General features: G+C 34.2%; 18 protein-coding genes. 17 read left to right on the top strand and 1 reads right to left on the bottom strand.

The window, feature by feature from the left end; all coding sequences use genetic code 11:
* Positions 1-98 precede the first annotated feature (98 nt).
* The 6 genes from DW006_RS04265 (at position 99) to DW006_RS04240 (ending at position 5,074) form a co-directional block, all read left to right on the top strand.
* Positions 99-413 carry a DUF3847 domain-containing protein gene (locus tag DW006_RS04265; RefSeq protein WP_002578306.1) on the top strand — a complete coding sequence of 105 codons (315 nt, stop codon included), beginning with the start codon at positions 99-101 and terminating at the stop codon, positions 411-413.
* Positions 413-766: a hypothetical protein gene (locus DW006_RS12415; RefSeq protein ID WP_009243740.1), complete on the top strand. Its 354-nt coding sequence runs from the start codon at positions 413-415 to the stop codon at positions 764-766. Before DW006_RS04265 ends, DW006_RS12415 begins: the two co-directional genes overlap by 1 nt.
* A complete protein-coding gene (locus DW006_RS04255) occupies positions 742-2,463 on the top strand; it encodes a MobA/MobL family protein (protein ID WP_009243741.1) in 1,722 nt (573 codons plus the stop codon). Before DW006_RS12415 ends, DW006_RS04255 begins: the two co-directional genes overlap by 25 nt.
* On the top strand, positions 2,402-3,151 hold the full coding sequence (locus DW006_RS04250) for a DUF6040 family protein (RefSeq protein WP_009243742.1): 750 nt from the start codon (positions 2,402-2,404) through the stop codon (positions 3,149-3,151). The genes DW006_RS04255 and DW006_RS04250 overlap by 62 nt, the downstream gene beginning before the upstream one ends.
* Positions 3,152-3,306: 155 nt before the next feature.
* Positions 3,307-3,765, top strand: coding sequence for a MarR family transcriptional regulator (locus tag DW006_RS04245; protein ID WP_108817235.1), 459 nt, complete (start codon positions 3,307-3,309; stop codon positions 3,763-3,765).
* Positions 3,755-5,074 (top strand): MATE family efflux transporter, encoded by a 1,320-nt coding sequence (locus tag DW006_RS04240; RefSeq protein WP_109214827.1) that lies wholly within the window; start codon positions 3,755-3,757, stop codon positions 5,072-5,074. Before DW006_RS04245 ends, DW006_RS04240 begins: the two co-directional genes overlap by 11 nt.
* 133 nt (positions 5,075-5,207) lie before the next feature.
* Here the strand turns inward: DW006_RS04240 and DW006_RS04235 are convergent, their stop codons facing one another.
* Positions 5,208-5,444: a DUF6061 family protein gene (locus DW006_RS04235; RefSeq protein WP_002578301.1), complete on the bottom strand. Its 237-nt coding sequence runs from the start codon at positions 5,442-5,444 to the stop codon at positions 5,208-5,210.
* A 488-nt stretch (positions 5,445-5,932) separates the two neighbouring features.
* Here DW006_RS04235 and DW006_RS04230 point away from each other — a divergent pair, with 488 nt between their 5' ends.
* From DW006_RS04230 to DW006_RS04175, 11 genes are all read left to right on the top strand, one after another.
* The gene (locus DW006_RS04230) at positions 5,933-9,457 is read left to right on the top strand and encodes a leucine-rich repeat domain-containing protein (protein ID WP_158561065.1); all 3,525 of its coding nucleotides are present in this window, start codon (positions 5,933-5,935) and stop codon (positions 9,455-9,457) included.
* Between the two features lie 233 nt (positions 9,458-9,690).
* Positions 9,691-9,843 (top strand): hypothetical protein, encoded by a 153-nt coding sequence (locus DW006_RS12030; RefSeq protein WP_158561064.1) that lies wholly within the window; start codon positions 9,691-9,693, stop codon positions 9,841-9,843.
* Positions 9,844-9,845: 2 nt separating this feature from the next.
* Complete coding sequence (locus DW006_RS04225) at positions 9,846-10,445, top strand: YitT family protein (RefSeq protein WP_117999183.1); 600 nt, start codon at positions 9,846-9,848, stop codon at positions 10,443-10,445.
* A 414-nt stretch (positions 10,446-10,859) separates the two neighbouring features.
* Complete coding sequence (gene queD, locus DW006_RS04220; RefSeq protein WP_117999182.1) at positions 10,860-11,279, top strand: 6-carboxytetrahydropterin synthase QueD; 420 nt, start codon at positions 10,860-10,862, stop codon at positions 11,277-11,279.
* Positions 11,280-11,314: 35 nt separating this feature from the next.
* Positions 11,315-11,983 carry a putative 7-carboxy-7-deazaguanine synthase QueE gene (gene queE, locus DW006_RS04215; protein WP_117999181.1) on the top strand — a complete coding sequence of 223 codons (669 nt, stop codon included), beginning with the start codon at positions 11,315-11,317 and terminating at the stop codon, positions 11,981-11,983.
* 1 nt (position 11,984) lies between these two features.
* A complete protein-coding gene (gene folE, locus DW006_RS04210; protein ID WP_117999180.1) occupies positions 11,985-12,608 on the top strand; it encodes a GTP cyclohydrolase I in 624 nt (207 codons plus the stop codon).
* The gene (gene queC, locus DW006_RS04205; RefSeq protein WP_117999179.1) at positions 12,571-13,251 is read left to right on the top strand and encodes a 7-cyano-7-deazaguanine synthase QueC; all 681 of its coding nucleotides are present in this window, start codon (positions 12,571-12,573) and stop codon (positions 13,249-13,251) included. Before folE ends, queC begins: the two co-directional genes overlap by 38 nt.
* A 14-nt stretch (positions 13,252-13,265) precedes the next feature.
* On the top strand, positions 13,266-13,763 hold the full coding sequence (queF, locus tag DW006_RS04200; protein ID WP_055214233.1) for a preQ(1) synthase: 498 nt from the start codon (positions 13,266-13,268) through the stop codon (positions 13,761-13,763).
* Positions 13,764-13,991: 228 nt separating this feature from the next.
* The gene (locus DW006_RS04195; protein ID WP_117999178.1) at positions 13,992-14,405 is read left to right on the top strand and encodes an arsenate reductase ArsC; all 414 of its coding nucleotides are present in this window, start codon (positions 13,992-13,994) and stop codon (positions 14,403-14,405) included.
* A gap of 390 nt (positions 14,406-14,795) precedes the next feature.
* Entirely contained in the window at positions 14,796-15,155 is a 360-nt protein-coding gene (locus tag DW006_RS04185) for a DUF4186 domain-containing protein (RefSeq protein WP_117999177.1), read from the top strand.
* A 181-nt stretch (positions 15,156-15,336) separates the two neighbouring features.
* On the top strand, positions 15,337-15,747 hold the full coding sequence (locus DW006_RS04175) for a peptide deformylase (RefSeq protein ID WP_117999175.1): 411 nt from the start codon (positions 15,337-15,339) through the stop codon (positions 15,745-15,747).
* Positions 15,748-15,886 lie beyond the last annotated feature (139 nt).

The following is a 15,886-nucleotide window of genomic DNA, read 5'->3' as shown; positions in this document are numbered from 1 at the left end:
CATGATATACCTACACGCAAACAGATTATACCATGTACTTCGTCTGACAGACAACAGGAAACTTATGTTTGGAAGAAAAAGAAAGGACGATGATATTTATGGCAAGATCAACAAAGAGTTATGAGGAGCGTATGCTCCAGTTGGAAAAGAAAGAACAGGAAAGCCTTGAGAAAGCAAAACAGTATGCAGCACAGAAACGGGAACTGAAGAAACGTCAGAAAGATGTGGAAACTAAAAAGCGGACACACAGGCTCTGCCAGATTGGTGGTGCGGTGGAATCGGTGCTGGGTTCTGCGATTGAGGAAGATGATATCCCAAAGCTGATCGGCTTCTTAAAAAGGCAGGAAGCAAATGGGAAATTCTTCTCAAAGGCAATGCAGAAAGAGCCAGTTGCGAATACGGAGGAAGTGTAATGCCGGAGGGAGTGGATTTTCCATTCCCTTCATTGCTTTTTCATGAAGGGCGCACTTATGGACAACCAGAGGTCGTCCGTATAAGTTTGCCACAGGTGGCAACCGGTCTGCGCTTATGCTTGCCGGGCTCGTTCCGTCGGCGGGGCTTTCAGCCAGACCTGCTCATGCCGCAGGAGGCACTCTTCGCCAGAGGGGCGCATTCCATGCAGGCTGTTATGCACAGGGCACTCTTACGCAGAGGGCGTTCCGGCAGATACCATTTTCTTTTTGGGAAAACGTTACCTGCCGGAAATCAAAGCCGGATACGGCAGAAAGGGGGAAACGGAGCATGGCGATTTTTCATTATACAGTAAAGATTGTTGGACGCAGCAAAGGGAAATCCATCATATCAGCATCTGCGTATCTCAATGGTGATGTGATGAAAAATGAAGAAACAGGCAGGATCAGCTACTACACTGCCAAAAAAGAAGTCGTTTATACCAGCCTGTTGATGTGTGAAAATGCACCACAGGAATGGCTGAACGTACCTGCTGAAAATATCAGACGGTTTCAGAAATCTGCCCGATATAAAAGAGCAGATAACAAAGATGCTGCACTGGGAAAATTTAAACTTACTTTTCAGAAACAGCGTTTATGGAATGAAGTTTTGAAGATTGAGAAGACCTCGGATGCACAACTCGGCAGGTCATTTGAATTTTCGCTTCCGAAAGAATGGAGCCGACAGGAACAGATTGATTATACAACTGAATATATTCAAAAGACCTTTGTAGATAAGGGAATGTGTGCGGACTGGAGTATCCACGATAAAGGAGATGGAAATCCCCATGTGCATTTACTTGTGACGATGCGACCATTCAATCCAGACCACTCATGGGGGAACAAAGAAATCAAGGATTGGGAGTTTGTCAGAGATGAAAATGGAAATATTGTGGTGGATGAATCCCATCCGGACTGGTGGCAGGATAAAAAGAACCCTGACCGTCATGGAATCCGAATCCCCGTACTTGATGAAAATGGAGTCCAGAAAGTCGGGACAAGGAACCGCAAACAGTGGAAACGTGTATTAACCGATGCTACCGGGTGGAACAATCCGAAAAATTGTGAGCTATGGCGGAGCGAATGGGCAAACGTCTGTAATGCACATTTGAAAACGGAAAATCACATTGACCACCGTTCTTATGCAAGGCAGGGAAAATTAGAGATACCGACGATCCATGAGGGCGCAGATGCCAGAAAAATTGACGAGAAATTTCAAAACGGACAGACATCCTCTACTTCATGGAAAGTAGAGGAAAACCAGATCATAAAAAGACAAAATGCACTGCTGGATAAAATACAGATTTCTTTTGGAAAAGTATCCAGTGCATTAACACAATGGAAGGAGCGATTGCGTGACATTAGAAGAAAGCCGGGAAGTCATTCCCATGATGGAGACAATGATAAACCAGATCGAGGAACAGCAGAATCTTATGGCAGAGATGGTACAGGAATTGCAGGAACGGGACAGGCAGCTCCTGTCTTTTCAGGAGCAGAACCAGAGTTTAAAAAGCTTAAACAGCGAATTATCCAGGCTGCTAAATCTTTTGCCAGATACAGAAGAACTGCTCTCACAGATCGAGCAACAGAAAACCAGAATCGAACAGTTGGAAAACGAGAATCAGCAATGGCAGGAATTAACGCAGAAGCTGAACAACGAGAACAGCTTATTGCAGAAACAGAACAGCGAATTGCTGACCTTAAACAGCAGATAGAGAAAGCGAGGGAGATCGATGAGCGAATGCAGAAACTTAGAGAACGTCGGGCAGGTGGAAGAACTTCTGCTGATGACCGAACAGATGCAGGACGAACTGGATCAGAAAGACCAGACAATCCAGGAACTAAACAGGCAGCTAAGCGAATCGCTGACCTTGAACGAGAAATTGAACAGCGAAAACAGAGCCGAGAATATCGAAGCATTGCGGACAAGATTAAGGCAAACAGAGGAACGATTGACCAGCGAGACAGACAGCAGGAAAAGAGCCGACGCAGAAGCCGTGGCATGGAAATTTAAGTATGAAAAAGCAGAGCAGGAAAAACTTTATGCACAGACACACCAAAAGACGGTAGAGGTAGCTGTTGAGAAAAAAGTGCCTTATGAGAAATGTGAAAAATGTGACCGTACTGCTTACCGGAAAGCAAAAGAAAAATGCGATAGCCGTAAAAGCCAGTTAGAAAAGAAATATAAAAATATGACGATTGGTTATGAAAGTATCTTGTTTCTACTGGCATGGTACAGCATAACAACAACACTGTTTACTGCGATTCTTTCGCCGGTTTTCCTTAACGACTGTATCGTCTTTTTCGGTGCGTTAGGAAAAGGAATGGGAAGTTTATTTCGGGAGTTTGTGACAGGTGCAGACTCTTTCGGACAATTAAGCAGTGGAATACCTAACAGTATTCTTTCCGGGATTGTGTACTGGCTGATTGCCGGTACTGTCATGGCAATTTTATTCGTAATAACCGGGTGGCTGATAATCGGGATTGGTTATCAGGTAGGAAAAATCTACCGGAAATATTGTTGGGATATCATCAGTATCGTGGTAGCGATAACGAGTACAGCTGTTGTAATTTACTTTGGAGAATGGATTAAAAACGCTAATCCGATAAATCTTATTGTATTGCTATTACTGTCGCATATTATTTATATTGGAATCAGATGTTATGTGAAAGACTGGATGGAAGAACGAGGATATTATTAAAAGAGGACAGGGAAATTTCATAATCTTCCTGTCCTTAGTAAGGGACTATTGATTGTTTATATAAAGAAAAAGTATATAAATAAATCTTGACAATTAGTACGAACTCGGACTATACTATAAAAGTCCGGATTCGTACTAATTTAAGGAGAAAAAAGATGAGAAAAGATAATAATATGATAATACAGTTGCAACGATATTATGCTTTATGGAAAGAATGTACAGCAATGTATGAGGAATGGTCAAAGGATCAGGGACTGTCTTCAAATGGAGTTTTTGCTTTGTATTCATTTTATGAAAGTAATGGAAGATGCACGCAGAAAATGATAAGTGAAAAATGGAATATACCTAAGCAAACGGTAAATACGATACTAAAAGATTTTCAGAAAAAAGGATACATCAATATGGTATCTGATGATTCAGACAAGAGAAATAAGCTGATATGCCTCACAGAATCAGGAATGGAATATACGAAAGATATCATAGAAAAACTGCACTCAAAAGAAATATATGTAATCGAAAAAATGGGATTAGAGAATATAGAAAGTCTTAATGATAATACAGAGCTGTTTATCAGACTTTTCAAGGAAGGAGATTGTAAGAAAAATGAATCATAAATCATTATTTTTTAAATATGTTATTCCATCTATTATAGCATTTGCATTATCAGGAATATATGCGATAGTGGATGGATATTTTGTAGGCAATACCATAGGAGATGCTGGACTTTCGGCTATTAATATTGCATATCCGATTGTGGCTTTGATTCAGGCTCTTGGAACAGGAATTGGTATGGGAGGAGCTGTTTATTACTCAATTAATGCAGCAGAAAAGAAAGGAAAACGGGCAGAAGAATTTATTGCTACAAGCTGGTGGCTTCTTGTAATAGTAAGTGTTATCAGTACCATAATTATTTACTCCTTTTCGTCTAAAATTTTAGGATTGCTTGGAGCAGATGGAATTATATTAACAAATGCGACAGATTATATCAAAATTATAGCACTTGGAGCAATATTGCAGATTCTTGGAACTGGAATGATGCCATTCATTAGAAATTATGGAAACTCTTTCTGGTCAATGTTTGCGATGGTTGGTGGATTCATAACCAATATTGTTCTGGATTTTATCTTTGTATGGATATATGAAATGGGCATGAAAGGTGCAGCCACAGCTACAATAGCCGGACAGGGTGTGACTGCAGCAATTGCAATCATATACGCATTATATAATAAAAAGTTTTATGTGTATGTATCCTTAAAAAATGTAAAAGAAATGTGTGGCGCTATATTCAGAGTAGGTCTTGCACCATTTGGGCTAGCATTGACTCCTAATATTTCATTGGTGTTTATAAACCGATTCTCCGCTTCTTATGGGGGAGAAAAAGCTATTGCAACTTATGCATGTGTATCCTATATTATCTGTATCATATATCTCATATTGCAGGGCGTAGGTGATGGAAGTCAACCTTTAATGAGCCGTTTTTATGGTGAGAAGGATCAAGAAAGCCTGAGAGGAGTTCAGAGAATGGCATACATTTTTGCAATAATTCTTGCTGTTTGTGGTGGAATTATCATGTATGTAAACAGAGCAAATATTGGAGGGGTTTTCGGAGCTTCTTATGAAGTAAGTATTGAGATTTCTAAAATTGTACCTATATTTTTAGTGTCATTACCATTTGTTGCGATTACCAGAATAGCGACAGCTGGATTTTATGCTACTGAAAAAAGTGGATTGTCATACATTCTTACATTCATTGAACCAGTATTGATGCTGATATTTATGCTTGTTTTACCACCTTTATTTGGTGGACAGATTATGATATGGTGGAGTACGGTATTGGCACGTGTTTTTTCAGCGATTCTGGCATTTATACTAATAAAATATTGCGAAAAGGGAGATTTGCAATATGGAATACAGAAAATTTAACAATCAGATAGTAGCAAGAATAATCTAGGTTTATCTATTGTATTTTTAAGGACAGCCTCATAGCAATAGGGCTGTCCTTTTAAAATTATGAAGCTAATTTTTAATAAATTCTAGTAGATTTTGATTGGAATAATCATAACTCTAATGAATCTTCAGCATCTACCCACATCTGTAAATTCCCATCAAGATATAACCTTGCATATTCTAATGGCTCATCGATTGCAAGCGATGTCAAAGCACAATCAGATCCAGGTGTGGTTCTTAAATTTTTTTCTGCTTCCCAACAATCAATACGGAGTATATAGCCCGTATTAGTATATACATCAATGCTGTTGCACTGTGGATTGTATTCTGCAAATATTGTTCTCATCGTATCCCATCTCCTTATCATTTAATCAATCAGTAGTAGCAAAAATTAAGAAGCATTTCAATCAGTTCACCATGTCACTTTTATTTTGTGTTATACTGTCTTATAGATTTTTCTTGCCCTTGTATTTGCCCTTATCAGAGTGCATAAACACTGATGGGACGATATAACACAAGGGAAATAATAAGGGAAAGCTCACCTGCGACAAATCCAGTGTTTTCAAGGGGGTGCGAAGAATTTAATAATAAAATATAACAGTTATTAAATTTCTTAAAACAGGTGAAATCTCAATCGGAATTGGCACAACATTTTTGGATGAGTAAATGTTGCGTTTTACATTGTGGATATGATAAAATAAGGTCAGATAAATTGGACGAAACTATTATAAAACTTATGTATTCAGTGATTGATTTGTGTCGGATGAAACGCATATTGCAATGTTTTGTATCGGGCAATCAAGGAATATAAGTTTATCTGAAAGGAGTATTGTTATGTACAAAAAAATAATATCATATCTGTTAATTTTTACCTTATTTTTAGGAACATTACAAAATGTAGGAATAGTCAGAGGTGATACAGGAAATGAAGAAAGCTGGGAAATAGATTTATCATCGAATAACACCAGTATGACATTTATGTACGAACCAAAGAGTGATGGAATATATCAGATATATACGAAAGGATCCTATTGGAATAGGGTTTTATTGACGGTAAAGGATATTTCTACGGGAACAATTATTTCTAGTACAACAGGTGATTGGGCAACTGCACGAAATGATCATTTAGAATTATTTAACTATAAAAGATATTCATTTACTTTTTCGTTGATTGATGACGATGAGGGATTTGCTGGAAATGTATCAATTAATTTGTTTAAAGAAGGTTTGCAAGATTTATTTACAATTGAGAATGGTGTATTAAAAGATGTTAGTGAGTATTCTCAAAATTTTATTATACCAGAAGGCGTAAAAGAAGTTGACTCAAATATATGCGGTAAACTTGGAAAATATTATAATTATTTTCCGTCTACTTTAGAGAAAGTAGACGCATATTATTTGGGACGAGTAACTAATATATCATATTATGATATTGATGTGAATAACAATTATTTAAAATCTATAGATGGAGTAATATATTCAAAAGATGGAAAACATCTAATAGCATTTCCTCCATGTGGTAAGAGTGATTTTAAGGTGGCGGATGATACAGTTTATATAGATAATTACGCATTTGCGTATTCTTATGTTAGAAATGTGGAATGCCCAAATACAATTGTGAAAATAGGAGAGGAAGCATTTGTACAAGGGAGTATAAAGAAAATACATTTAGGAAATAAATTAGAAGAGATTGGATATGGAGCGTTTTGGGATTGTACTGCACTAGATTCAATGGAATTACCAAGGACATTGAAAGTAATTGGAGGGACGGCATTTTACAGTTGCACAGACTTAACAAGTATAACATTACCAGAGAATTTAGAGGAAATAGGCTACCATGCATTTTGCAATTGCAAAAATCTAAGTACATTAGTAATAAATAGTAATATATATTTGGATGATGGAATATTTGAGTCATGTTCAAAATTGAATGATTTTAGCGTAGGGGATAAGTGCAATAAATATAGCGTTAGGGATGGAATATTAATACAAGATGATGATAGGTTATATTTATATCCAAGTGATAAAGAAGGTGATTACACTGTTCCTTTATTTGTGAACAGCATAAGCGATGGTGCTTTTTATAATAGTCAAAAGTTAACTAAGCTATATATTCCATCAAATTATGAGGGAAATGTTCCTATAATACAATCACCAATGATTGATGAAATTATCGTTGATGCGGGAAATAAATATTATTATTCAAAAGATGGAGTATTATTTGAGATTGTTTATGGCGAAACAAAATTATTGCAGTATCCAATAGCAAATAAGAGAACTGAATATACAATACCGTCTGATGTAGATGAAATAGAATATTATGCTTTTTGTTCGTTTAATGATGCAATACGTCAATTAAAAACGCTTGTCATTCCTACGGGAATATATGTTCCTGATTGCTTAATTTTTGACACAATTGCAGAAACGAGATGGTGGCATTGGGAAGGGGCTGTAGAACAACCATACCTTACAATAAAAGGCTATGATGGTTCCAGTGCACATGACTATTATTTAAAAAATGGTGAAGATGAAAACTTAAAGTGGGAAAGTTTGGGAAAAGAAGACACACAGATAGACAACGACAAAGATGACAAAGACGAAAATAAATTTATGCTTAATTATGATGCCAATAGTTTTACACATTCTTCAAATAGTAATAAATATTTAACAGCTGGATTTAAGGGAGTAAAAGACTATAAGTTAGATGAATCATATTTCAATAAACTGATAAAATATAGTACAAAGGGAGAGAAAAATAGAATTAAACAAAGCATGAATTCTTCGTGGGGAGGTTCCTGCTATGGAATTGCTACAACCATGGGGATGGTATATAAAAATATGATAAATATATCGGAAATTAATAGTAATTCAGCAAATTGTTATTATAAGTTACCATATCCTTATAAAGATAAAAAGTTATTGAATACCATTCAGTATTTTCAATTATCTCAATCTTTAGAATATGGAGGGTCGTATGCAGCCAGTAAATCTTTTACCACGAGAGGGAAGAATGATGAAGCGGATAGTTTGAGTGAATTTTTGAAAGCTGTTGTAAAAACAGTAAAAGAAGAAGGAGTATCATTATTCACATTCGCAACAAAAGAGTCAGGACATGCAGTGTTAATGATTAATTGTGAAGAAACAGATGAAGGCTATAGGATTAAAATGTATGATGAAAATACATATAATGATAATCATAAACCAGGTTATTATAGTTATTTTGATATTTCATCCGATTATAAATCTTTTTCTTGGAAAGATGAAGGGTTGACAAATGAGAATTATATGCAAATGCAAATTATTGATTGGAATTTGATGAAACAATTAAATGGTAATGGTTCTTCGTCTGGAAAAAAGGGAAAAGGGCATAGTTTTGTTACAGTTGGTTTAGATGATTCATTTACAATTAGAAATAATGAAAATGAATATTTAACATGGGATGGAAATTCTTTTTCGGGAAATTTAGAGATATTATCTGAGAATTATGAATATAAAAATATTTCGGAAAGTAATTCTGAGGCAATGGTTAATTTAGAGGTTGAAAATAGTGAGTACTTTACATTTTGTGACATAACAGGAGAACTTAATGCAAGTATTGAAGGTGATGACAAGTATCAATCAATAGAAGCTTCTAATGTATCTTTAGTTAAAATGAATTTGAATGAAGGTGTTATTATTGATAGTAATAATGCAGAGTACCAGTTTAAAACTTTTATAACAACAGATGAAAAAGTGTCAGAAAATGAAAATAATCTTATATCTGTATCTGCGAAAACAAAAGGGAAAACGACTTTATCTGTTAATAATACAAATGTAGATGTAACAAATGAAAATGGTATGGACGATATATATACATCTAATTATGTAGGTGTGAAAACAGCAACGAAGACATATAATACTTCAAGTAAATATATTTCTGTTGATAATATATATAAAAATCATACGCATCAATATGTTCTTACAAATTCAAAACAAGCTACATATGCAGAAAACGGATTAAAAACGTATATATGTGATATATGTGGAAATATAAAAACTGAAAATATTGCTAAATTGATGAAAAAGAATAATAAGCCTGCTAAATCTTCTATTAAGAAAATTAAGAAAAAAAAACACGGCTTAATAGTGACGTGGAAAAAAGTTAAGGGAATAAAAGGGTATGAATTACAATATTCGCTCAAGAAAAATTTTAAAGGCGCAAAAACAAAGACAATAAAAAAAGTATCAACTACTACTGTTGCTATAAAAAAACTTAAACGTAAGAAAAAGTATTATGTAAGAATTAGAACATATATCGTTTCCAATAGAAAGAAGATATATTCTGATTGGTCTAAGTTTAAAGTAAAAAAAACCAAATAGTAATAGTTTATTCGGATATAAGAAACTCCAAAATACTACAGGGATATTCTTGTATAGTGGAAATATTCTTTTAATGGAATTTTTATGATCTGAAAAGTTGCTTTTAAAAATCAAAATTTATTGTAGTTTTATGCTAACTTCCAGTTTATAGCGTAAATATACACAATCTTGACAAATAAAGATAACACGTTTATTATCGTAATTAAATTGATTTAGAGCTTGTCTCGGCATAAATGAAGACTATAGATTTTACTGTTTCTGAACACAACAGTGCGTCTATAGTCTTTTTTGTTTTTGTGGCAAAATGCAAATATAAGAATTGCCTTGATAAAACAGAAAGTGTGGTTGTAGCAATGAAGGAATTAAATCAGAAAGAGGGACTGTAGCAATGAGCAGATTAGAATGGACAAAGAAAATAATTATAATAATGGTTGGTTCAGTAGTGGCAGCATATGGTATCACCCTTGCCCTATATGCCGGGTTTGGTGGTGCGACTCTTGCAGTTTTGTGGCAGGGAATTTCTAAAACTTTTCATGTAAGTATAGGGATGGCATCAATGATAGTTGCGATAGTTATGATTGCATTTGCATTTTTTTATGACAGATTTCAGATACATATTGGTACTGTTTTATATCAGATTGTATATAGCTTTTGCGTGGATTTATTTGCAAATATGCATGTATATAGTACGCATTTGTGGATAAATGCACTTATCATGGTAATGGGAGTAATCTTTTTTGCAGTGGGAACGGGAGTTTATGCGGCAGCATCTTTAGGACGTGGTTCGTATGAGGCATTAACATTTTCGCTGGCAGATAAGAATGGCTGGCAGGTAAAAGTTGTGCGAATGATACTTGATGTTGCAATGGTTGTTATAGGCATTGCTCTTGGTGGAAAGTTTGGTTTATGTACTATTTTTACAATCATTATATCAGGACCGGTTATTCAGTTTACAGCATCAAAAACAAAAAAAGTATTGAACATCTAAATGGAGAGGATGTGTATAATAAAAGAATAAATCGGAATTTGTAGATGCAAGATAACCAAGAGTATATAATTGACAAGCAATGAATCATTTGCTATTATTGAGCCGTATATAAATAAGACAGTTCGTTTGTACCATCCTGTCTCTAAATAAAACCAGGACTATTATTTTATAATTCATAATTGGAATTTTTTAGAAAAGTAATCTATTAAGACACGGGTACAGATGTATCCGTGTCTTTTTATGTAATAAGAAATTCCTTCAGAATTTCGTATTACATAAAAAACGTTCCACTATGGATGCACACTTGCACGAAAGGAAAAATGTTGCTAAAGCAACACGTGCTCGGTGCGTAGAATATCGCAAGCGACATTCTTGATTATACAATTACAATACAAGCAAATGGAGAAAAGTTTTATGTATATTTTAAAAACGGAGGCTAGTTTTGACTCAGCGCATTTTCTTGCAGGATACAACGGAAAATGTAGCAATCTTCATGGACATAGATGGAAGATTGTTCTTGAAGTTCAAGCTGAGGAACTAAAGGACGACATTCAACATAAGGGGATGTACGTAGATTTTGGAGAATTGAAAAAAGATTTAAGAAACCTTGCAGACTCAATGGATCATGCCTTAATTATAGAAAAGAATTCATTGAAGCAGACTACTTTGGAAGCTTTAAAAAGCGAGAATTTCAGGATTATTGAACTTGATTTTCGTCCGACAGCAGAGAATATGGCAAAGTATTTTTATGAGAAAATAAGAATACTTGGATACAATATGAAAGCTGTAACGGTATATGAAACTCCTGTCAATAGTGCAACTTATATGGAATAATTATAAATAATTTTCTAATCTGAAAGGAGTTATATATGAGTAAATATGAAGTAGTTGAAAAATTTGTAAGTATCAATGGTGAAGGAACTAAAGCCGGACAACTTGCAGTTTTTATACGTTTTAAAGGTTGTAATCTTAATTGTAAATATTGTGATACCAAATGGGCTAATGAGCAAGAAGCACTTTCTCAAACAATGACGGAAGAAGAAATACTTGATTATGTTTTATCAACGGGAGTTAAAAATGTCACTCTTACAGGTGGAGAACCATTGTTAAGAAATGACATTGAAAAAGTTATTACAGTTCTTGCAGAAAACAATCTGAATGTTGAAATAGAGACTAACGGTAGCATTTATCTTGACAAAATCCGTAAGCTTAACAAAGAAAATGTAACTTTTACAATGGACTATAAGCTTTCCTGTAGTGGAATGGAACAGTCCATGAATCTGAAAAATTTTGAAGTTTTAAATAAAAATGATACTGTTAAATTTGTAGTAGGAAACCGAGAGGATCTTATAAAGACAAAACAGATTATAGAAAAATATAATCTGTATGGAAAATGTAATCTTTATATAAGTCCGGTATTTGGGTTGATAGAGCTTGAGGAAATAGTTGATTTTATGAAAGAGAATTTAATGAATGATGTTAATATGCAGATTCAGTTACATAAAATAATATGGTCACCAGATAAAAAAGGAGTCTAATATGGAAAAACATAAGAAAATAGATACTAAAGCAATTGAATATCATATAGCTGGTATTCTTAAAGCTCTGGGTGATAATCCTGAACGAGAGGGATTAAAAGACACACCTAAAAGAGTTGCAAAAATGTACGAAGAAGTTTTTGAAGGAATGAATTATACAAATGAAGAAATTGCAGATATGTTTAACAAAACATTTGCACTTGATAGACTGGAAGAAGCGTCCGAAAATGTAGAATGTAAAAGTCAAAATGGAACTTCTGACATGGTAGTAGTAAAAGACATAGAACTTTTCAGTTATTGTGAGCATCATCTTGCACTTATGTATGATATGAAGGTAACAGTTGCTTATATTCCAAAGGGAAGAGTGATAGGTCTTAGTAAGATAGCAAGAATAGCAGATATGGTATCAAAAAGATTGCAGCTTCAGGAAAGAATAGGAAGCGATATTGCAGATATTATGCAGATGGTTACTGGAGCAGAAGATATAGCAGTACTTATTGAAGGATGTCATAGTTGCATGACTGCGAGAGGAATTAAAAAAACTAACACAAAAACATACACACAAACATTAAGAGGGAGATTTAATAATGAAAGCAATGGTTTTATTCAGTGGTGGAATAGATAGTACAACATGCCTTGGTATGGCAGTAGAAAAATATGGTTTAGAAAATGTTATTGCATTATCAATAGCATATGGTCAGAAACATACAAAAGAGATAGAAGCATCAGATAAAATTGTAAAATATTATAATGTAGAACATATTTATCTTGACCTTGCAAAAATATTTCAATATAGCGATTGTTCACTATTATCACATTCTGATAAGGAAATACCTAAAGAATCATATAATGACCAGATTAAGAGTACAAATGGTTCACCTGTGTCAACGTATGTTCCATTTAGAAATGGATTATTCTTATCAAGTGCTGCAAGTATAGCAATTTCAAAAGGCTGTAGTGTAATATATTATGGTGCGCATGCAGATGATGCAGCTGGAAGTGCATATCCTGACTGTAGCAGTGATTTTAACAATGCAATAAATGAAGCAATATATCTTGGAAGTGGAAAGCAGATTAAGGTTGTAGCACCATTTATCAATGCAACTAAAGATCAGATTGTAAAAAAAGGGCTTGAGATAAATGTACCATATAAATACACATGGAGCTGCTATGAAGGTGGAGAAAAACCTTGTGGTAAATGTGGAACATGTATAGACAGAGCTAAAGCGTTTGAGTTAAACGGAATTAAAGATCCGGCAATGGAATAAAAGGGAGAAGAATTATGACAGGAAGAAGCAAAGAAGAAACAGCAGATATAACATTATTAGGTAATCAGAAAACACAGTATCCATGTGATTATGCACCGGAGATGTTGGAGACTTTTGAGAATAAACATCAGGGAAATGATTATTTTGTAAAATTTAATTGCCCTGAATTCACAAGTTTGTGTCCCATAACAGGTCAACCGGATTTTGCCACTGTTACAATATCATATGTACCCAACATTAAAATGGTGGAGAGTAAATCATTAAAACTATATTTATTTAGTTTCCGAAATCATGGTGATTTTCATGAAGATTGTATGAATATAATTATGAAAGATTTGATAAAACTTATGGATCCAAAATACATTGAGGTATGGGGGAAATTTACTCCTAGAGGTGGAATATCAATAGACCCTTACTGTAATTATGGAAAGCCTGGAACAAAATGGGAAGAAATTGCATTTAATAGAATGGCAAATCATGATATGTATCCGGAAAAGGTTGATAATAGATAGGAACAAAGATACTGGATTTATTGGGATAAGGTTCAAAGAGTAGATAACCTGAAACATGGTTATCTATTTTTAATTGTCTCGATTTTCTTTACCATTAAAGTTATAATGTTTAGAAAGATTTTAGGAGAGCAAGTCATGAGTGAGTGAAATACAGTATTATATGATAATGAACAGTTTATTGAAAGAGATTTGTAATTAATATTTGAAAATATATGGAGAAAGTCAATTTTGGATAAAGAAAGAAGAAAAAAGAAAGTAGCATTTATATGTGTTCATAATTCCTGTAGAAGTCAAATCGCAGAGGCACTGGGAAAATACCTGGCTTCTGATGTTTTTGAAAGTTATTCTGCAGGTACTCAAACAAAGCCACAGATTAATCAGGACGCAGTGAGAATTATGAAAAAAATGCATGGAATCGATATGGAAAAAAATCAATATTCTAAACTTATTAGTGAGATTCCGAAACCTGATATAGCTATTTCAATGGGATGTAATGTAGGTTGTCCTTTTATAGGAAGAAGTTTTGATGATAATTGGGGGCTTGATGATCCAACGGGAAAAAGTGATGAGGAATTTGAAATAGTTATTAAGGAGATAGAACGAAAAATAATCGAACTTAAGGAGAGCATAGACCAGTTATAAATTTCGTTGTGCAGGAAAGTAAATGAAGATATATGAGACGGAAAATAGAACAGAAAAGAAAAGATAACAGACCAGCTATTAATAGTTTGGGAACAGTCTGTTAGGGCTACACATCTATTTCTTTCCGATAAAGAAGTAGAGCAGATTAAAAAGTATGTGCCACAGGCATTAAACAGCGTCGAACATTTAATAATTGCAGAAAATGAGCAAAAAGAACCGATTTAGATGAAGAGGGAAATCCGTATCCGCTTTTGTATATGAAAATGCAAAATTATTGCTGTAAAATAGTGGTTTATCAACATTTACAATAACATTATGCAAAGTATTTAAGCTACAATAATTGAACGATTTGTAATTTAACTTATGAGAAATTAGAAAAGGTAATTTAGTATGACAAAAGAACAATGGTATAAGCAGTTATTTGAACGTCTAGGCAAATCAAAATTTCGCAGTAGTTTTTACCTAAAACAAAAGGACATAGACTACATCAACGAAAAAGGATTAGAAACAATCAGGAAGCATGCTGAGGATTTTATTGCTAAAAGAGAAGCACCGGCGCATATACCAAATGACGGAAAGCAAACTCCAATGAAAGGGCACCCGGTATTTATTGCACAGCATGCAACGGCAACATGTTGCAGGGAGTGCATTCGCAAGTGGCATAAAATAAAACCGGGAGTAGAATTAAGTCAGGTACAGCAGGACTATCTGGTGGATGTGATTATGACGTGGATAAAAAGAAATATGTAAAAAATAGAGTATAGTATACAGCAAAGTAAATAAATACTAAGCAGCAAAGAGCAGAATAGGATATATAGTAAATAATAGAAAATATTATGCACCAAAGGGCAGAATAGGATATACAGTAAAAGATAGAAAATATAATGCACCAAAGGATGGAAAATAATATATAAAGGACAGGTAATATTGTATGGTTAAAAAGATTATAAAAGGCAAACAGATTTTTGCAAGAAAAGCACAAAGTGCCACAGAGGCAGATAAACAAGTTGTAACAGATTTATTAGATACACTTAAGGCTAATAGAGAAACCTGCGTTGGTATGGCAGCTAATATGATAGGAGTTAATAAATCAATAATAGTTGTGGCAACAGGACCATTTCAATTTGCAATGATAAATCCTGTAATTACAAAGAAATCAGTAGAGTACAAAACGGAAGAAGGATGTCTTTCTTTGGAGGGTATACGACCTTGTATAAGATATGAAGAAATTGAAGTTGATTATTTAGATTCAAACTTTAATAAAAAACATGACAAGTATACAGGTTTTACAGCACAGATTATTCAACATGAAATCGACCACTGTAATGGAGTTGTTATTTAGATATTTTTTCAAAAGTACACCCTTTTTAGGCAAAAACAAGCAAAAGGGATGTATTTTCCCAAGCATGAAATTGAAAAAATAAAGATGATTCTCCAAAAGTACACCCCTTTTAGCAAAAAACAAGCAAAAGGGATGTATT

The sequence above is a fragment of the Eubacterium sp. AF36-5BH genome, assembly GCF_003460505.1.
GTDB lineage: Bacteria > Bacillota > Clostridia > Lachnospirales > Lachnospiraceae > Eubacterium_G.
Note: the sequence above shows the minus strand (reverse complement) of the source record. Positions and strands in the feature narration are given on the sequence as shown.